Source organism: Kitasatospora sp. NPDC127035 (genome assembly GCF_042726075.1).
GTDB lineage: Bacteria > Actinomycetota > Actinomycetes > Streptomycetales > Streptomycetaceae > Kitasatospora.
In genome coordinates this window covers 1-18,248 of sequence record NZ_JBHXDN010000091.1, presented here as the reverse complement: position 1 = coordinate 18,248, position 18,248 = coordinate 1, and the positions used below count along the sequence as shown (strand labels likewise).

Genomic DNA, 18,248 nt, shown 5'->3' with positions numbered 1-18,248 from the left:
CGGCCGCCCGGCGGTAGCCGACACGCGGGCGGGCAGCCGCCGTCAGGTCGGTACGCGTCGTCTGCCGTCCCTGCGAAGCGGCGACCAGCTTGCCGGGCGGCCGGGGAGAGGAGCGGAACGTCGTCATGCGGCTCCCCTCGCTTCGGGGACGCGGTCGGCGGCGGGACGGACGAGGTGCAGGTGCGGGGCGGTACCGACGCCCGGCCGGTCCGGGACCACGGCCAGCAGCAGCCATCCGTGCGCCTGCAGCGTGTAGGCCCGCCACCCACCGTTTGCCGCCACGATCGAGGCGTGGAGCTTGCCCTCGACGAAGACCCGCGCCTCGTCGACCCCCGCCCCCGGCATCACCATCGCGAGCAGCGCCTCTGGTCCCCGCCCGGGTCTCGCTGGCTCGGCACGGGTGAAACTCGCGTCGAGGTAGGAGCAGGTGACGGCGACCGCGCCGCTGTTGCGGGTGGTCCGTACGCCGGTCCGCGGGACGGTGGCCGACACCATCAACACCGCCGGGACACCGGCGTGCACGACGGCCGTGCTGAGTTCCTCAGACGAGGTGAGCGGGTCGCGCGGCGGGCCCTCGCCGGTTCGCCTGGAAGCAGAGAGGAGCGGCGTGGTGCTGTGGGAAGTCATGGGATCGTCCTCGTGGATCGCTGGGGCAGCCCGGCCGTTCGGGCCGAGAGGTCACCGGAACGGGCGCAGGGCGCAGCTGACGGGAGCCGGCGGCGGAACGAGCAGGGCCGGGGGCAGCAGGACACCGACGATGGTCCGCCCAGCGGCGCTGTTGACCTCGACCCTCAGGTCCAGGTGTCGGGCGGCCGCTGCCACCAGCCGCAGCCCGTGGCCGGGCCATGGCGTCCCGGCCGGGGCACGGCCGCCGCATTCCAGCACCCGCCGAACGGCCGCGAGGGTCTCGCCGGACATGCCCGGGCCGGTGTCCGTGATGACCATCCAGGTGGCACCGCTACCGGGTTCCGTCGAGCTCTCCAGGACGACCGGAGCCTGCGGGCCGCCGTGCAAGAGTCCGTTGTCCAAGAGCTCCGCCGCTGCGGCGGCCAGAGGTTCGACGGCCTCGGGCACCACGCTGACGTCCGCGGAGCCCAGCACCTGCACCCGCTCGTAGGACGCCACCCGGCTCTTGGCGGCCTGACCGACTTCGACGAGCCCGGCCGGCCGTCGGCGTGGTGCGGGCCAGATCCCGCCGGCCAGGGCGGATAGCCGCACGGCGAAGCGCGACGCCAGGGCGTTGGCCAGATCGGCCCGGTAGAGGTGAGCCAGCGACGCCTCGTCCGTGATCTCCTGCTGAGCTCCGCTCAGCTCGTTGCCCTGTCGGCCGAGCTGGGCAAGGACCGGGCGGACAGCGGACGCCGCGTCCTCGGCGGTCTGCCACCGGACCCGGTCGAAGGCCCCGAGGATCATGGCCGCGGCCCCCTGAACCGCGGGCGTCGCCTCGTGCAGGCGCGGCGGCATACCGAGTTCGGCGGTGCGCAGCAGGTACGGAAGCCAGGTCGCGACGAAGTCGTCCAGCGCCGCGTCGTGTGCCTCCTGGCGGACGGTGGCCACAACGTCGGCGGCGGCGCCCCGGTGACGGCCCGCCCGGGAAAAGACCGCCATCACCGCACCCCGCTCATGGCCGGAGGTGTGAGCGCCCGCCGGGGCCGGGTGGTGTGCGGGTGCGGGGTTCGCGCGGTCGGGCCCGTTGCCGGGTGCACGGTCGTGGTGTCGATGGTCACGGCGTGGGTCCTTCGGGATCGGTGGGGGTCGCTGGGTGCGGGCCGGCGCACGCGGCGGGGTCGGAGGGGTCGGAGGGGTCGGTCAGCAGACGGGCGGGAAGCAGGAGTCGCGCGGTGGTGCCCCGGCCGGGGACCGAATCGACCGTGGCGCCGAGTCCGGCGCTGTCCGCGGCGGCCGCGACCAGCCGCAGCCCCCGGCCGCGGGGCGGTGGGGCAACCGAGGCGGTGTAGACGCGGCGGTGTTGGAGGAGAGCCTGCGCGCGAGCCAGGGCTGTGGTGTCCATTCCTGTGCCGGTGTCGGTGACGGACACCGGCGGCACCCCGCCCGCCGGTGGTCGGTCACCACCACGACCGGCGCGCCGTCCGAAGCCCGCAACGCGTTGTCCTCGAGTTCGGCCAGCGCGGCCAGCATCGGCTCCACCGTCCAGGCCGCGACCGTACGCTCCCGGTGAACGACGATCTCGACCCGGTCGCCGCCGTCGACGCCCCCCAGAGCGGCGCGCGAGGCCTCCGAGAGACTCGGCCTCGCCGTGCAGGCCCGGCCAGCCCCCGCAGGCCAGGACCATGGCCCGCAGCATCTCCGCTGTCTGCGGCGGCAGGAGCAGCAACCGTCCCGTTCCCGTCCCGGAGGGCAGCTGCCGGGCCAGCACCTCGATCATCGGCCGCACGGCGTACAGCACGTCCAGGGCCGCAGCGGTGCGGATCCGGTTGAGGGCGGCGGTCAGTTGGCCGACTGCCGGATCGGTGCCGGGCCGCAGACTCCGTCCGTCCGTCGACGGGAGCGTCCCGGCGCTCTCCGCGGCCCGCACCACGAGGGGCAGGCCGGTGCGCACGAACTCCTCGACCGCCCGCGCCGCGTCCGGCCGGTGCGTCGGCGCCAGCACTCCGGCCGTTGCGCGCCGACGGCGCAACCGGGGCAGAACGGATTCGATGGTCACGCCACCGCCCCCGCCCCGACGTTGCCGCTGGCGGCCACAACTCCCAGTCGCTGGAGGTGCCAGGCGGGCACCGCCCCGAGGTGCACGGCCCGTGCCAGCGCCGGGGTCAGCCGGTTGCGCTGCCGGGCACGTGCCCGCGCCGTGATCAGCACTGCCGCCTCGGCGGCCTCCGAGCCCACCAGCGCGGCCCCCGGCCAGCCGTGCACGCTCACGATCTCCAGCAGCATCACGGCCGCGCTCTCGCACGCGGCAGCGGCCTTCTCCCGCCGCATGTGCCCGTCGCCGTCCACGGCCGCCGCCTCGCCGTCCGCAATCCGCCGGGCCGCCCGCAGCACCTGGGCGGCGATCAGAGAACCGAGCGTCGCCTCCGGCGCCTCGCCGATCACGTCCGCGCCGACCCCCCGCCAACCGCACGCCGGCGGCACCGGAACCGCGCCACCTGGGCCCCGCGCAGGACGACCCCGCACGGGGAAGCCCGCAGTGGTGTACCCGCTCCCGCAGCGTCCCGACGCCGGCCCCGGCCGAGCCACAATCGCGCCCGGCACCGGCTCACTGCCGCCTACCAAGCCCCGGCCGGGGGACACTCGCACGTTGCTCAGATCGGTCATCGCCCCTCCAGGTCGCATGTGAACGGGATGACGCGAGCGCGCCCTGCGGCCGTCCGCCTCCTGACCGACAGTCAACGGCCGGTCACCGCAGAAGAGCCAAGCGGTGTGCTGTTTCCGCACGCTGCCGTGCGGAAACAGCACAGAGAACTCCGGTCCGCAGGCCGGCGGTCCGTAAACTCCGGAGAGATGACGATGTGGACTCCGACAGCGGCCGCCCTGGCGGCGTCTCGGGACGGCGACTACGGGCGGGTCGTACAGGAAGCCCGAACCGACCAGCGGATCTCGCAGGACGACGTGGCGAAGGCCTGTGGCGTGAGCCGATCGACGCTCTCCCGCGTGATCGAGAACCGCACCGACCGCTCCTATCCGATGGACCTGATGCGAGCCGTAGCGGAGCACCTGCGCGTACCACTGCGGCTCGTCGGCCTCGCTACGCCGGACATCACCCGAGGGAACGGACAGCACGGAGTGGAGCGACGAACATTCCTCACCGGCGCCGCCGCACTCGCCGCCGCACCGCTGTTTCCCGTCCCGGCGGAGGGCGGGGCGCAGGCGGCCGCGCTGCGGGTGACCACCAGCGCCTACCGCCGGCTCGATGCCGCGACACCGGCCCGTGATCTCATCGACCCGGCCAGGGCCCACCTGCGCCTGATCGACTCCATCGCCGGCGCGGCTCCCGCCGACCAGCGCCCCCACCTCGCCGCGGCAGCAAGCGAGGCGGCGAGCTTCGCCGCATGGCTGGCCTGGGACATGGCTGACCACGGATCCGCCCGCGCCGCGTACGGCCAGGCCATCAACTCGGCCCGCGCCGCCGGGAGCCCGCTCCTCCTGGCCTACCAGATCGGCAGCCTCGCCCAGATGGAGGCCCACCTCGGCAACGGCGCCACCTGCCTCTCCCTGGCCAACCGCGCGCGCACGGCCCTCGCAGGCCACTCCCCCGCCGTGGCGGACGCCTGGCTGGCGGTGACCGAAGCCCTTGGCCACTCCGCCACAGGAGACACCGAGTCCTGCGACCACGCCCTGCTGCAGAGCGCCGCCGCCACTGCCACGATCCCCGGCGAAGGCCCGCCCCCCTGGCCCTGGGTCTTCCCCTTCGACGAGAGCAAGGTCAACGCCATCCGCGCCACCTGCGGCGCCCGGCTGGGCCGGCCGACCTGGACCCTGAGCCACGCCACCGCCATCCCGGCCACCGCCCACAGCAAGCAGCACGCGCTGGCGTTGCTCGACCTCGCCGCCGCGCACCTGGCCGTCGGGCGCTACGACGCCGGCTTCCACCTGGCCGTGCGAGGGCTCGACATCGGCCTGCAACTCGGGTCCGGACGCATCGTCGAACGCGCCCGGGCCCTGCGTCGAACCGTCACCACCACCGCTTCGGTCCTGCAGGCTTTCGACGACCGCCTCCACAACACCTACCTGTAACGGGAGCGAGCACCCATGCGCATCGGCATCACCGGCCACCGCGGCCTCGACGACCCACTGCGGCACCAGGTCACAGCCCTGCTCCAAGAAGCACTCGAGCCCTATGACGGCCGTGACGTGGAAGCCGTCACCTGCCTCGCCGACGGACCTGACACCTGGCTCGCGAACCTCGTCGTCGAACGAGGCGGCCGCCTGATCGTCATCGTTCCCGCCACCACCTACCGCGACGGTCTCCCGACGTGGCACCACCACGACTACGACCGCCTGCTGGCCCACGCCGCCGACGTGTACGGGACCGGCCTGACCGACTCCACCGCACAGGCCCACATGGCGGCCAGTGAGATCCTCGTCGGCCAGTGCGACATACTCCTCGCCGTGTGGGACGGCCTGCCCGCCCGCGGCTTCGGCGGCACAGCCGATGTCGTCGCCTACGCCCATCGCGTTGGCGTCGAGGTTCGCGTGATCTGGCCCGACGGTGCGTCCCGACCAACGGCCTGACGGCAGAACCGAGCGGCGATGCTGCCGGGGGAGAACCGCACCGGCACCGTCCTCACCCGGGTCCCGCAGACCCACGACCTCAACAGCCCCCGAGTCGCCATCCAGTGAGCCGATGTTTCCGTCCACAGCCTCCGCTACACGGGCGCGTGCCCCCGGGAGCGCGTGCTGTTGGGAGTCGTCCGCGCCCGCGCCCTGGCCACCCCAGTGCGCGCCGAGCATGACCTCGCCGCCTCCGACCCGCCCGCCGAACGTCCGGGCGACCAGACCACTGCCTCCGGAGCCGCAGACCGGACGGCCCCGCCCGGCGAAGCCCGCGGAGACGCGCCCGTGTCGCGGCACTGTCCGCCGACTCAAATCGGTCAGCTCGTGTAGGACGTCCGACAGGACGACGGCGACCGGCTGCCGCCAGTCCAGGCCCGCGTGCGGGGAGCGCAGCGCCGCCAAGAGCGCGCCGGGGTCGGCGAGGTCGGCCAGCAGATGCCGTGCGCGGCCGGGCGCCGGCGTGTGGAGCAGGGCGCGGGCGTGGGCCATCACCATCGGGTCCCGGTCGGCGTAGAGGAACCGCGCGCCCGGGGCGGCCGGCAGGATGGCAGCGTGCAGCGGGCGCAGCTCGGGCGGCGCCCCGAGGTAGTCGCCGGTGGTCAGACCGCAGCCGAGGTCGGCGAACTGGGCCGTCCCGGCGGTGGCGAGGCGGGCCACGGGCGCCCGGACGAGCCGGCGGGCCGCGACGGCACTCGGGCCCCACGCGGGGTCCGCTTCGCGCAGGGCATCGGCGGCGGCCCGGTCGGGCGCGAAGTGGTCCTTGCCGCCCGGGATCTCGCCGGCCACCCGCGCAGACGTGGCGGCATCGGTCCGTACGTCGGGGCGGGCGTGGTCCTCGGGCCACCGCGCGCGCCACCACTTCTCGACCGGGTCCGGTTCGGCGTCGACCACCGGCTGCGCGACGCGGACGACGGTGCGCGGGCGCGAGGCGGTCGGGTGGCCGGTTGGCCGGTCGGTGAGGCTCCCGCGCGGGGAGACGGGCCCGGTCACGCGGCACGCTCGCCGGTGTCCGTGTGGCGGTGCGGCGGCGCGACGACGTGCCCGTCGGGCAGCACCAGACCGGTGTCGGAGAAGCAGAGCACGCCGTTGCACAGCAGGGTCCAGCCCTGTCCCGGGTGGCTGGCCACCGGGACGGCCGCCTGGACGTCGCTCGCCTCGGCGTCCGGGCAGGGGGGATGGTGTCGGCAGCTCATGATGCCTCCCGGGCCGGCGCGGTGAGGGCCTCGTGGGTGGGGCGGATCAGGCGCACCTGCGGGATGCCGGGCGTTGCGGCGGGGGTGAGGGCGGCGACCAGCAGGCTCTGCCAACGCACGGCGCGCACCGTCCAGCCGGCGGTGCGGCGCTCCTGGGCGAACAGCAGACACCCCTCGAGGCGCAGGTACCCGGACATCTCGGTGCCCCCGGGCAGCAGCTGCGCGGCCAGGTCCGCCGGGTCCGCTCCGACGGTGTCGGGCCGCACGCAGACGGAGGATCCGTCCGGGTACGTCGTGATGCACTGCGTGCCGACCTCCTCCCGGACCTGTCCGTCGGTGCCGGGGTGGTCGGCCAGGACCGCGACCGGCAACGCCCGACCGGGCTCGTCGGCCCGGCTGGTGGCGGCGTGCGGGGTGTCGGCGGGGCGGGCCGTGGTGTCGGTGGGGGGCACCGGACCTCCGTGAGGGGTGGGGTGGAACTGGAACGGGGCGGGTGGCGCGCCGGGCGCGGAGCGGGCGGCGGCCCCGGAGTGCGGGCGCCGGGAGCGGTGCCCCCGGGGTGCAGGGAGCGGAGGCCGGACGTGGGCCGCCGCTCCCGCGCCGATGCCCGCGACGAGGACGAACACGGCGAGGAGCAGGGCCTGCCAAACCTCGGTGCGGACCGCCGCCGCGAGGAGCGCCTCCACCCCGGCGGCCACAAGGGCCAGCAGGACCACGCCCAGCAGGACGTACCGGGCGGCGGGCGGCCGGTCGGCCGGGGGCGTGCGCGGTGTCGTCATGCCGCCCCCCTCGACACCCCGGCCCCGGTGGCGGCGGGGCGCACGAGGCGCAGGTGCGGGGCGGTGCCCTCGCCGGGCCGGTCCGGGACCACGGCCAGCAGCAGCCAGCCGTGCGCCTGGAGGGTGAAGGCCCGCCACCCGCCGGCCACCGCCACGAGTGCGGGGTGCAGCCTGCTCTCCAGGAAGACCCGCGCCTCGCCGGTCCGCGCCCCGGGAGCCACGGTCGCGAGCAGGTCCTGCTCCTGCCCGGCGCGCGCCGGCACGGCCGAGCCGGCGCGCGTGAAACTGCCGCCGGTGTAGGAGCAGGTGACGGCGCGAACACCGCTGTTGGCGGTGGCGCGGACGCCGGCCAGCGGGGAGGTGGCCGAGACCAGCAGCGCCGCCGCGACGCCGGTACGGTCGGCCACCGCGCCCGGGTCCTGCGGCGTCGCGCGCAGGTGTTCGCCGTGGGCCCGGGCCGCATCGAGGTCGACGGGAGTCAGGGACGGGCGGGCCGCCGTGGGAAGCGGGTCGTACGGGCCGTCGGTGCGCGGTCGGCCCCGCCGGGCAGCAGCGGTCGCGGTTCGGGGGGAGGTCATCGCAGTCCTCGCGGATCGCAGGGCAAGGTGATGGGTCGCTGCCGGTCAGCGGGAGGATCTGCGGCGGACGTCGGAGGCGAGGTCGGAGAGCGCGAGGTCCATGGCGGCGAGGTCGGCCTCGCCGTCGCCCGCGAGGGCGACCAGTGAGCCGTCGGCGAGCGGCTGTGCCAGCAGCGTCAGGGCGGCGAACTCGCCGCAGAAGCGGTTGAGGCCCGGGTCCCGGGGGTGCGAGGCGCCGATCGCGGCACCGCAGCCCCTGATCGCCGCGGTGGCGGCGGTGAGCGCGGCGGCCGCCGCCTCCGCGGTGTCGCGGTGCAGGTCGCCGGCCGAGTTCAGCAGCAGGCCGTCGGCGCTCACGTGCAGGGCCGCGAACACGCCGGCGGCGACTGCTGCGGTCAGCGCCTCCGGGCCGACCGGTGCGAGAGAGCCGACGCCGTGGGGGCGGGTGGACATGGGGGTGGGCGAGGCGGGTGTCGACAGGGGCATCGGGTCGGCCTTTCGGGTCGGTGGGGTCACTGGAAGGGGCGCGGGGCGGGGGCGGCGGCAGCCGGTGGCGGGACGAGGAGGGCCGGTGGCAGCAGGAGGGCGGCGGTGGTCCGTCTGGGGACGCTGGTGAGGGACACCCGGAGGTTCAGGTGCCGGACGGCCGCCGCCACCAGGCGCATACCGAGGCCGGGCCACCGTGCCCCCGCCGGCGCGCACCCACCCTGCGCCAGCACCCGCCGCACGGCCGCGAGGGTCTCCCCCGGCAGGCCGGGGCCGTTGTCGGTGACCACCAGCCACACAGCGCCGCTCCCGGGATCCGTCGAGCACTCCAGGACGGCCCCCGCCTGCTGCCCGCCGTGCCGCACCGCGTTGTCCAGGAGTTCCACCGCCGCGGCGACCAGCGGCTCGACGGCTGCGGCCACCACGGTGAGGTCCGGGGCATCCGCGACCCGCACGCACTCGTAGTGCTCGACCCGGCTCTGCGCAGCCCGGGCCACCTCGTGCAGGCCGACGGGCCGAGCCCGTGCGGGCCAGGGCCCGCCGGACAGGACGGACAGCCGCACGCCCAGGTGGGCAGCCAGCACGTTGGCATGGTCGGCCCGGTAGAGGTGGTCGAGCGGCACCTCGGCGACGATCGACTGCTGGGCCGCGAACAGGTCCTGGCCCTGGCGGACGAGCTGGTCGAGAATCGGCTGCACGGCCGCCGCCGTCTCCTCGGCGGCCAGCCGCCGGATTCGGCCGGTGGAGCCGAGGACCAGATCGGCGGCCCGCACCACGGCCGGATGCGCCCCGTCCAGGCGCGCCGGGAGACCCGTCTCGGCGCAGCGAAGCAGGTGAGGGAGCCAGGCGTCGACGAAGTCGGCCACCGCAGCTTCCTGCGTCCGGGTCCGGTCGGCGGCCAGGGCGGCCGCGGCCCGCCCGCGGTGACGGCCCGCCCGCGCGAACACCGCCATCACAACCCCCCACCCAGGCCCGCGCGGACGCCGGCGCACCGTCGAACCCCGGGTGCACCCGCGCGGGGGCGCCAGCGTTCTCCATCGGCATCCGCGTGCCGGCGCGGCGACCGCGCGCACGACTCTGCGGCCAGGAGCGCCCCGGCCAGGCCCGAGCAGGTCATAGTCGGCACTCCGGGAGAGCCGGCCACCGGACGGACCGGGCCGGACAGGTCGTCAGATCGGCGCCGCACGCCGCGCGGTGCGAGAACCCGACGGGATGCGGACTTGGGGAACGAGGGCCCCTCAAGGCCGGAGCAGGCCATATCGTCATGACAGTGAGCGAACCGCCTGTCACGCCTGGTGTGAATGCCTGGGGCGGGGCGGATGCCGCTAACGCCGCTAAAGATCGTTTCGAGCACAGGGAGCACACGGTGGCGCCGGTCCGCAATCAACACCTGGAGGCCGTGGTCCGGGAACTGGGCTGGTCCCAGGACCGACTCGCGGCCCAGGTGCGCCAAACGGCGGCCGAAGCCGGGGCCGACGAACTGCTGTCGGTGACGCGGTCCCACGTCTCGCAGTGGCTCCGCGGAGTGCGGCCGAGCGGCCGGGCGCCCGCTATCTTGTGCGAGGCGCTGTCCCGCGGACTGGGACGTCGGGTCACCCCGGCCGAGATCGGCCTCGCCGGTCACGGCCAGGACGCGGCCGGCTGGGACAGCGACCCCGTGTCCGCACTCGCGAACCTCAGGGATGACATGCTCGGTCGCCGACCGCTCCTCTTCTCCGCCCTCGCCGCCACCGTTCCGGGCCCTACCTGGTGGGGTGAGCGCCGCGACCGGGCCCGCAACCGGGCGCCCGTCGCGGCCCTGACGGTCTCCGAGGCGCACGTGGAGGCCCTGCACGATGCCGCGGGCTTCTACTCCCGCCAGGACCAGAGACTGGGCGGACGGGCCGGCCGCACCTCCCTGCGGGCCTACCTGGGCACCGACGTGGCCGCCTACCTCGCCGGGCGCCCGACGAACGAGCGGGTGCGCACCGACCTGCTCGCCGCTGCCGGCCAACTCGCCTACCTCGACGGCTGGATGGCCTTCGACGGCGGCGACCAGGGCGGCGCCCAGCAGGGCTTCGGGCTGGCGCTGGCGCTGGCCGCCGAGGCGGACGACCCCGCGCTCGCCGGGCACATCCTGCGCGCCCAGGCCCACCAGGCGCTCGACCTCGGCCACCGGTCGATCGCCCTGCGGTTCGCCGACGCCTCCGTCGACAGCCCCCGCTACGCGGCCGCGAGTCCCCGCGAGCGGGCGCTGCTCGGAGTCGTCCACGCCCGCGCGCTGGCCGCCGCCAGGCGCAAACCGGACGCGATGGCGGCACTGCACCGTGCCGAGCGCGACCTCGCCGCCGCCGACCGCGGCCAGGACCGGGAGCCGGACCGCGTCGCCTTCTTCGCCGAAGCCAGCCTCGCGCACGAAACCGCCCTGACCCTGCGGGCCCTGGGCGACCTGCAGGGAGCGGAGGAGGAGATGAGGCGCAGCGTGCGGACCCGGCAGCGGGCCTCGGCCCGTACGCATGCCGTGACCCTCGGGTACCTGGGGGCCGTCCAGGCCCAGCGCGGCCACATCGAGGAGGCGTGCGCGACCTGGCACACCGCGCTCGACGCGATGGCCGGCATCCAGTCCGGTCGGACCCGTGACATCGTGCGGCAGATGCGCAGCGCGCTGTCCCCGGTCCGTGGCCGGGGCGGCAGCACGGCGGCCGAGCTGGATACCCGTGCCCGCGAGGCTCTTCGGGCCATAGGCTGAGCGCGCCGCGACGAGCGCCCGACCGGCCGGGCGCCGGGCGGAACCGGGGTCCCGCGGGCCGGGGAGGAGAAGCGCATGATCGTGATCGAGCCTGTCGCCGTGGTGGTCGGAGGCCATCTCGAGCCGGCCGACGACTACCAGGGCGGCATCCGGTCCGTGATCCGGCTCAACCCCGGTTACCCGCTGGACGCCGTGCAGGGTTTGGAGGAGTTCAGCCACCTGACCGTCACCTGGCACTTCCACCTCACCTCGCCCGACGACGTGGAACTCCACGCCCGCAGCCCGCGCGGCAACCCCCGCTGGCCGGCGACCGGGGCGTTCGCGCACAGGAACCACCGCAGGCCGAACCGGCTCGCCGTCTCCTACCCCCGCCTGCTGAAGGTCGAGGGCCTCGACCTGCACGTCACCGACCTCGACGCCGTCGACGGCACCCCGGTCATCGACGTCGCACCGTTCTTCCGGGAGATGGGCCCCCGCGGCGAGGTCACCGAACCCGCCTGGCCCGGCGAGATGCTGACCGACTACTGGACGGACGCCGCCAGCAGGCCCCGGTAGAGCGGGCGATCCCGGCCCGCCTCCGGTGCCGGAGCTGCCGGGCTGCCGCGCCGCGGCAGCGGCTCGCGCCGGTGGAACACGCCTGCTCATCGGACACCGGCCTCGCGGGTCGCGTGCGGCGTCGCGCCCCGGTCGTCACCCGGCACGGGGAACCTGTCCGTGTCGTCGACCGGCACCCCGAACGTCTGAGCGATCTGAGTGGCCAACTGCACGAGGTGGACTTCGGGAAGTCGGCCGCCGGCCACCGCCAGCGCGAGCGCGGGGCGCAGTCGCTGCTGCTGCTCGACACTCGCGGCCAGCGCGATCGCCAGCGCCGCGTCGCAGCCGTCCTGCCCAACCAGGTCGTCCAGGGGCCAGCCGTGCACGTCGACGATCGCCGCCAGCCCGGCGACGGCAAGAGCGACCTCGGCGAGGTAGGTCTCCGCCGCCGCGTAGGCGCCGCACCGCAGGAGCATCGTGTGGCTGTCCCGGACACACCGGGCGAGCCGGAGCAACTGCCCCTGCAGCACGGTGTCGAGGGTGGCCTCGCCCCACCCGCCCGCCGCAACCGCTTCGACCACGACGTGGCGCGGCGTGGCGGGTACCGGGACGATTCCCGCGCCGGGCGGCGTGCGTACGCACAGCTCTGCCGAGACTCGCGGTCGGCGGTCGGGCAGGGTGTCCCGCAGCCGCTGGATCAGTGCCGGACCGGAGCGGCGATGCCGCGACCGTGCGGTCGGGGTTGCGCTGGTCATCAAGTCCCCCAGGGAATTCGTGGTCGGAAAGTAGGTCAGCCCGAGGCCGGGAGGCGGCCGTCGTGGCGCTGTTCGCCGCGTTGTCCCGCGGCCGGCGGCAGGTCCCAGAACGCGCAAACCTGCTTTCCGCCGTCCGCCGTGGGCAGGACCAGCCACTCGTCGCAGTAGGCCTCCACCAGGAGCAGCCCCCTGCCGCCTGCCGCGCTGCGACTCGGCGCTTTCACTACCGGCCGGCCGGGATGCGGGTCCTCGACGCTGACGGCGAGGACACCGGCTACGTGGCCGATCCGCACCCGGATCTCGAAGTCGGTGACGTGTGCCGGCCTGTGGCGCACGGCATTGGTGACCAGCTCGCTGCCGACCAGCAGCACGTCCTCAAGTCCGGCCCGCTCGTGCAAGCGCCACAGCCGCAGCGCCTCCCGGGTGAAGGACCGGGCCGTGCTGACGGACCGGTCCTCGCCGGCCAGGAGCAGCCGCCCCGTTCCGTCGCGCAGTCGGCCCGGGCCGCTGCTGTCGGGAAGGGCGCGGTCCAGGGCTTCAGCAGGTGATCCGGAGATGGAGGACATGCCTTCCCCCTTTCGGGGTGACGGCCGGCGCAGCGGCGGGGCCGAGGAGGGGCGGGGGGTGCCGGGGTGCTGCTCGGGCCTGGAAAGACTCGCTGCGGCGGGCAAGCCCGGCAACCGGGCGAAGTTGTGCCGGGAGGGCCGAACCGGGCCAGGAGCCGGGCCGTTTTGGGCGCCGGCCCGCCTTCGCCGGTCGGACCCGGGCCGTTTCGGCCCGGATTCGCAGCGATCCGCTCCTCGGCATTCGCTAAGACCCGCACAATGGCCGGTATGACGAATGGTCACGGCCGCTCCTGCGTCAGGCGTCTGCGTACGTCGCCCGAGGTGCTGGACGGCGGTCTTCCGGCGCTGGTGGCGGCCCTGCGGGAGTGCTGCGGAAGCAGCGCCCTGCGCGCTCACCGGGAGGCCCGCGGCTGGAGCCGCCCCGAGGCGGTCACCCGGCTCGTCGCCCTCGCCGAAAAGGGCGGCAGAGCGCCGTTCAGGGGAACCCGCGAGCTCCTGCGGACCTGGGAGGACCTCGGCGCCAGACCCCGCGAGCGGGCCGCCGAACTGCTGTGCTCCCTCTACGGGACCTCGCCAGGCGAGCTCGGCCTGGGAGATCCCGTACCCGGCGGCGACCAGCTGGTGGAGCCGCCAGCGCGCCGACCGCAGCCGGCCGACCCGGTGCACGACCACGCGGAGCGGACCCGCCGCGCGATCAACCGCACCCTCGCCACTGCCACGGTCAGCCCGGGCGAGCTGGACCTGCTCGACGAGCGCCTTCACAGTGCCCGGTGCCTCTACGTCACTGCCCCGCCCGAGCAGATGATCCGGCACCTCCTCAAGGACCTGGACGACATCCAGGCCCTGGCCGCGGAACGGCAGCCGGCCTCCGCCCAGGCCCGCCTGTCCGAGCTCACCGCCGTCGCCGCCACCCTGGTGGCCGACGCCATGATGAAACTCGGGCGACTGGCCGAGGCGCAGCGCTGGTACGGAACCGCCCGCCTCGCCGCCGACGACGCCGGCAACCCGGAGCTCCGCGCCCGCGTCCGCGTGCAGACCGCCATGCTCCCCTACTACTACGGGCCCCTGCTCGCCGCCGCGCAACTCGCCCGCGAGGCGCGACTGCTGAGCCGTGGCCGTCCGGGAGCGACCGCGGTGTTCGCCGTGGCGGCCGAGGCTCGCTCGCTCGCACGGCTCGGCGACCGCGACACCGCCATGGCCGCGATCCGGCTGGCCCAGGAGCTCTTCGAGCACTGCCAGAGCGCGCAGCAGGACGACGCCTGGGCCTTCCCCGAACGCCGGCTGTGGCTCTACCTGTCCGGCGCGCACACCGCGCTCGGACAGACCAGCCAGGCCCGCCACGCCCAGCAGCAGGCACTGGCCCTCTACCCCCAGGGCCACACCGGCATCGACCCGGCCCTGCTGCGCCTGGAGGAGGCGATGTGCCTGGTCATCGACCGCAGCCCGACGGAAGCCCTGCAGCTGGCCGTCCACGCCTACAGCGAGGTTCCCGCACCTCACCGCACCGCGATCCTCGGCGCCCGGGCCCGGGACGTCATCGCGATACTGCCCGACCGCCTGCAAGCGGGCCGTCCGGCCCGCCAACTCCAGGAGATGCTCGCCCTGCCCGCCGGCCAGGGGTGACATCGCCCCACCCCGTAGGAAAGTCTGACCGTCATGACCACCACCGCAGTCACAGCCGGCGGCTTCGCCGCCGCGGACCTGGCCGCCGTCCTCGCCCGGGTGTGCCGCACCGCGGGACTCGACCCGGAAGGCGCGGTGCTGCTGCGCGGCCATACGAACGCCGTCTACCACCTGCCCGGCGACCAGGCCGTGGTCAAGATCGCCCGCCGCGGAACCCCGGCCGACTCCGTGCACCGCACCGTCGCCCTGGTCATCTGGCTCGCCGCACAGGGCTTCCCGACCGTCGGCCTGTACCCGGTTCGCCAGCCGGTCCAGGCCGACGGGCACCTCGCCACGATCTGGACCCACCTTCCCCAGCCCGGCCACCCCGTCGCCGCCGCGCAACTGGCCGCCCCTCTGAAGGCCCTGCACCGGCTGACCGATCCGCCCGTTGACCTGCCACCGGTGGACACCGTTGCCGCGGTCCGCCGCTCCCTGGCCGCCGCTACTGCCCTTACCGGGAACGAACGGACTCGCCTCGCACGCCACGTGGACCGGCTGGAGGCGGACCTCGCCGGCCTCACCTACCTGCTGGCGCCCTCGGTCATCCAGGGCGACCCCCAGCACCGCAACGCCCTGCACACCGACGACGGCCGAGCAGTTCTGTGCGACTGGGACACTGCGGCGTTCGGCCAGCCCGAGTGGGACTTGACCACCGTCGAGATCCACTGCCGCCGGTTCGGCTACGGCCCGGACCACTACGCGGCGTTCGCCCAGCGGTACGACCTTGACATCACCAGCTGGGACGGCTACCCGGTCCTCGCCGGACTGCGAGAGCTTCGGATGATCACCACCAACGCCAAGCGCGCAGCCCCGGGCAGTGCGACCCTCCAGGAGGTCCGCCGCCGCATCGGCCTGCTTGCTGACAGGGTGACCGAAGAACGCTGGCACATACTCTGAGTGGGTGACGTGAGCTGCGACAAGACAGTGCCCGGCCGGGCAGGTGGGCTGGTCCACGTTCTGCGGCCTGTCGGAGGCCCCCGCCGGTGGCCGCGAGGCGCCGACTGGTGTTCCCGTCACCGGTTGGCCCGTGAAGTCGGCACAAATGAGCTGCGACGGGGGCACGGTGCCTCTCCCTCTGTGACGGTGTGGTGGGTGAAAAAGTCGCGTGCCCACTGCTGTCGTTGACAGGTCCTGCGAAGTCGTTCTGCTGTCGCTTGGTGCTCTGCCCAGGGCACCGCGACCGCGCGGGAGCCTGAATCGGGATCCCGGACTACGCGGCCGCGTTCTCGGCTCTGCGAAGCGACGCCGGAACGACCTCGCATGGGGGTGTGACGACGCGAGAGCGGGTGACACGGTGGCGGTCCGGCCACTCGTCAACCCAGGAGCGAGCTGTTGATCACGGATTCGTCACTGCACCCCTTGCTGGAGCGGATCGGTGTCGGCACACGATTGCTCGGTGGGCCAGCTATCGTCGACGGGGTGCCCGTCGGCGGGGCCGAAGCCAGCGAAAGCCACGCCTTGACCACACTCCATCGAGCGTGGGACCTGGGTGTCCGCCGGTACGACACCTGCGACGCCTACGGCCTGGGCCGCGCGGAGCGGCTCATCGGCCGTTTCCGGGCAGATCTGGGCAGGGAGGCCGACGATCTCAGGCTGTCGGCTCGCCTGGGGATGTTCCGCGGGACCGCCTCCCATCCCCTGCGCGCGGTGCACATGCGTCACCAGCTTGAGCAGCTCGCGGAGAACACCGGGGTCGAGGAACTCGACCTGGTGTCCCTGTCCGACGTGAGTGCCGGCCCGGGGGACGGGGCTGAAGCCGTTGACGCGATGCTGTCGTTCCGTGAAACGGGCTGGGCGCGACGCATCGGCATACCGCTTCCCGAACTGAGCGGCTGGGGAGCGGCCACCGCGGGCTACTCCAGCTTCCTCGAGCTCGTGGAGCGGCTGCGTCCCGACGTGGTTCACGTCGGCATCGCCGACCTGTTCCCGCTGACCGTGCTCGGAGACGAGACGCTGTTCGAGTTCGCCCAGCGCATCGGCACCGAGATCCTCGTTCACGGCCCGCTCGTCCACGGGCTGCTTGCCGGCACCTACCCGGCGGCCGTCGGCACAGCCTTCGGCGAAGGGGACATCCGGTCGGGACTTGCATGAAACTCGATCGTCGCAGGTCAGATGCGCATGTGCGCGGAGTGCGAGAACGCCTGAGTGCTCATCTGGGAACGCCTGATGATTGTTCCCAGGTCAGGTGGGGTGCGGGGAGCGCGGCTGGCGCGGGGCTGCCTTGAGTCCTCTGACGGCTTCTCAAGGCTTCCCTACGTTGTTGCACGGGTCCGGGCCAGCCCTTCGTATGGTTGGCCCGCCCAGGGGTGTCGGGTGTGGCTTTCAAGCTTCTTCCGCCTGTGGCTACCAACGATTGGCCGCCCGACACCCCACGACGACTCGGCTGCCAATTAGGAATTGCGCACGATCGCTCTGTAGGGAATCGACAGCGAGGTCGTCCGTTGTACGTCCGCAAAGCCCGACGCACGGAGGAACCAAGTGGCCATCTGGGCCGGTATCGACGCAGGCAAGACCCACCACCACTGTGTGGTGATCGACGAAGGCGGCCGCCGGCTGCTGTCTCGACGGGTCGCCAACGACGAGCCGGAGCTCCTCCAGCTCCTCGCCGACGTCCTGGGCTTGGACGACGAGGTGACGTGGGGCATCGACCTCGCCGACGGCGGGGCCGGCTTGGTGATCGCGGTGCTCCTGGGCCATGCCCAGCGCGCCTTCTACATCTCCGGACGGGCCGTCAACCGTGCCTCCGAGGGCTACCGCGGCGAAGGGAAGACCGACGCCAAGGACGCGGCGGTGATCGCCGACCAGACCCGTATCCGCCGCGACCTGCAGCTCCTGCGGACCGGTGACGAGATCGCCACCGACCTCAAGCTCCTCACCGCCCACCGCTCGGACCTGGTCGCCGACCGCACCCGTACCGTCAACCGCCTCCGCGCCCTCCTGACCGGCGAACGTGCCGGTCGCGTCCGCCCCGTACAGGCAGCCGCCGGAGGTGCCGCTGGAGCGCTCGGTGAAGATCACGGGCAGGGAAGCGGTGGGGAGCCCGGCTTCGGTGCGCACCACGATGGCGGCGCGCACCGGGGGGTCGATCGGCTGCCGTTCGGCGTCGAGGCTCAGCGCGTGGGGGGCGGTGCCGCTGATGCCGAGTTCGGCCGGTGCGTTGATGGTGACGTGCCGCAGGTGCTCTGCGGTCAGCCGTACGCGATCGCCGCCGAAGCGGACCGCCTGCTCGAGCCGGTGCTTGAGGAGGGCGTGTTCGGCGTCGTCGTCGCGGAAGGTCACCCGCCCGGTGAGCGTGATGAGTTCCTCGGGCGGGATGTACCGGCTCTTGGGGACGATCTCGATGGCGGGTGTCCCGTCGGCGGCCGTCGAGGGCAGCAGGCTGTAGTGGGGGGAGACCTCTTGGGCCCGTCGGGTCAGCGCCGCGAGGCGTTCGGCGAAGTCGGGGATGCCGCGCATCAGGGCGTCCCGTTCGGCCCGGGCCTCGCTGATCATGCGCAGGATCTCGTCGCTGCTGCTGTGGAGGCTGTAGCGGACCAGGTCCGGGTGGGCCGCGAAGTGCTGGTTCAGAAGACATCTCATTTGGATAGCCGTCGGGTGCAGATGAGGGCCGCGGCGATGCTGGCGAAGGCGGCGAAGTGGTCGGCCTTGCGTTCGTAGCGGCGGTGCAGCCGGCGGAAGCCGCCGAGCCAGGCGACGGTGCGCTCGATCACCCAACGGTGGCGGCCGAGGCGC

General features: G+C 74.1%; 19 protein-coding genes and 2 pseudogenes. 8 read left to right on the top strand and 13 right to left on the bottom strand.

Annotated elements, in window-relative coordinates; genetic code table 11:
• Nucleotides 1-123 precede the first annotated feature (123 nt).
• The 4 genes from ACFWIC_RS37180 to ACFWIC_RS37165 form a co-directional block, all read right to left on the bottom strand.
• Nucleotides 124-627, bottom strand: a complete 504-nt coding sequence (locus tag ACFWIC_RS37180) for a hypothetical protein (protein WP_380521377.1) — start codon at nt 625-627, stop codon at nt 124-126.
• Nucleotides 628-678: 51 nt separating this feature from the next.
• Nucleotides 679-1,608 carry an ATP-binding protein gene (locus ACFWIC_RS37175; RefSeq protein WP_380521375.1) on the bottom strand — a complete coding sequence of 310 codons (930 nt, stop codon included), beginning with the start codon at nt 1,606-1,608 and terminating at the stop codon, nt 679-681.
• 115 nt (nt 1,609-1,723) lie between these two features.
• Nucleotides 1,724-2,011, bottom strand: a complete 288-nt coding sequence (locus ACFWIC_RS37170) for a hypothetical protein (RefSeq protein WP_380521373.1) — start codon at nt 2,009-2,011, stop codon at nt 1,724-1,726.
• Nucleotides 2,012-2,661: 650 nt separating this feature from the next.
• Nucleotides 2,662-3,051 (bottom strand): hypothetical protein, encoded by a 390-nt coding sequence (locus ACFWIC_RS37165; RefSeq protein ID WP_380521396.1) that lies wholly within the window; start codon nt 3,049-3,051, stop codon nt 2,662-2,664.
• 408 nt (nt 3,052-3,459) lie between these two features.
• Here ACFWIC_RS37165 and ACFWIC_RS37160 point away from each other — a divergent pair, with 408 nt between their 5' ends.
• Nucleotides 3,460-4,692 (top strand): helix-turn-helix transcriptional regulator, encoded by a 1,233-nt coding sequence (locus tag ACFWIC_RS37160; RefSeq protein WP_380521372.1) that lies wholly within the window; start codon nt 3,460-3,462, stop codon nt 4,690-4,692.
• 15 nt (nt 4,693-4,707) lie between these two features.
• The gene (locus ACFWIC_RS37155) at nt 4,708-5,190 is read left to right on the top strand and encodes a hypothetical protein (protein ID WP_380521370.1); all 483 of its coding nucleotides are present in this window, start codon (nt 4,708-4,710) and stop codon (nt 5,188-5,190) included.
• 363 nt (nt 5,191-5,553) lie between these two features.
• Here ACFWIC_RS37155 and ACFWIC_RS37150 read toward each other — a convergent pair.
• From ACFWIC_RS37150 to ACFWIC_RS37125, 6 genes and pseudogenes are all read right to left on the bottom strand, one after another.
• Nucleotides 5,554-6,123 (bottom strand): annotated as a pseudogene (locus ACFWIC_RS37150) (SAM-dependent methyltransferase); the annotation flags it as partial.
• Between the two features lie 95 nt (nt 6,124-6,218).
• Complete coding sequence (locus tag ACFWIC_RS37145; protein WP_380521368.1) at nt 6,219-6,425, bottom strand: DUF5999 family protein; 207 nt, start codon at nt 6,423-6,425, stop codon at nt 6,219-6,221.
• Nucleotides 6,422-7,204: a hypothetical protein gene (locus tag ACFWIC_RS37140; protein ID WP_380521367.1), complete on the bottom strand. Its 783-nt coding sequence runs from the start codon at nt 7,202-7,204 to the stop codon at nt 6,422-6,424. Before ACFWIC_RS37140 ends, ACFWIC_RS37145 begins: the two co-directional genes overlap by 4 nt.
• Nucleotides 7,201-7,782, bottom strand: a complete 582-nt coding sequence (locus ACFWIC_RS37135) for a hypothetical protein (protein ID WP_380521365.1) — start codon at nt 7,780-7,782, stop codon at nt 7,201-7,203. Before ACFWIC_RS37135 ends, ACFWIC_RS37140 begins: the two co-directional genes overlap by 4 nt.
• A gap of 45 nt (nt 7,783-7,827) precedes the next feature.
• Nucleotides 7,828-8,235 (bottom strand): hypothetical protein, encoded by a 408-nt coding sequence (locus tag ACFWIC_RS37130; protein WP_380521364.1) that lies wholly within the window; start codon nt 8,233-8,235, stop codon nt 7,828-7,830.
• A gap of 59 nt (nt 8,236-8,294) precedes the next feature.
• Entirely contained in the window at nt 8,295-9,221 is a 927-nt protein-coding gene (locus tag ACFWIC_RS37125) for an ATP-binding protein (RefSeq protein ID WP_380521362.1), read from the bottom strand.
• A 413-nt stretch (nt 9,222-9,634) separates the two neighbouring features.
• Between ACFWIC_RS37125 and ACFWIC_RS37120 the strand changes: the two genes are divergently transcribed.
• Nucleotides 9,635-10,996: a Tat pathway signal protein gene (locus tag ACFWIC_RS37120; RefSeq protein ID WP_380521361.1), complete on the top strand. Its 1,362-nt coding sequence runs from the start codon at nt 9,635-9,637 to the stop codon at nt 10,994-10,996.
• Between the two features lie 75 nt (nt 10,997-11,071).
• On the top strand, nt 11,072-11,551 hold the full coding sequence (locus tag ACFWIC_RS37115) for an SAM-dependent methyltransferase (protein ID WP_380521359.1): 480 nt from the start codon (nt 11,072-11,074) through the stop codon (nt 11,549-11,551).
• A gap of 86 nt (nt 11,552-11,637) precedes the next feature.
• Here the strand turns inward: ACFWIC_RS37115 and ACFWIC_RS37110 are convergent, their stop codons facing one another.
• Entirely contained in the window at nt 11,638-12,285 is a 648-nt protein-coding gene (locus tag ACFWIC_RS37110) for a hypothetical protein (protein WP_380521358.1), read from the bottom strand.
• 35 nt (nt 12,286-12,320) lie between these two features.
• Entirely contained in the window at nt 12,321-12,851 is a 531-nt protein-coding gene (locus tag ACFWIC_RS37105) for an ATP-binding protein (RefSeq protein ID WP_380521356.1), read from the bottom strand.
• 267 nt (nt 12,852-13,118) lie between these two features.
• Here ACFWIC_RS37105 and ACFWIC_RS37100 point away from each other — a divergent pair, with 267 nt between their 5' ends.
• The 4 genes and pseudogenes from ACFWIC_RS37100 to ACFWIC_RS37085 all read left to right on the top strand — a co-directional run.
• The gene (locus ACFWIC_RS37100; RefSeq protein ID WP_380521354.1) at nt 13,119-14,474 is read left to right on the top strand and encodes a hypothetical protein; all 1,356 of its coding nucleotides are present in this window, start codon (nt 13,119-13,121) and stop codon (nt 14,472-14,474) included.
• A 33-nt stretch (nt 14,475-14,507) separates the two neighbouring features.
• Entirely contained in the window at nt 14,508-15,413 is a 906-nt protein-coding gene (locus tag ACFWIC_RS37095) for a phosphotransferase family protein (RefSeq protein WP_380521352.1), read from the top strand.
• Nucleotides 15,414-15,848: 435 nt separating this feature from the next.
• Nucleotides 15,849-16,607 (top strand): aldo/keto reductase, encoded by a 759-nt coding sequence (locus ACFWIC_RS37090; protein ID WP_380521350.1) that lies wholly within the window; start codon nt 15,849-15,851, stop codon nt 16,605-16,607.
• 387 nt (nt 16,608-16,994) lie between these two features.
• A pseudogene (locus tag ACFWIC_RS37085) lies at nt 16,995-17,435 on the top strand (IS110 family transposase); the annotation flags it as partial.
• A gap of 656 nt (nt 17,436-18,091) precedes the next feature.
• Here the strand turns inward: ACFWIC_RS37085 and ACFWIC_RS37080 are convergent.
• Nucleotides 18,092-18,248, bottom strand: a 157-nt coding sequence (locus ACFWIC_RS37080; RefSeq protein ID WP_380521393.1) for a transposase, incomplete at its 5' end; no start/stop codon positions are given.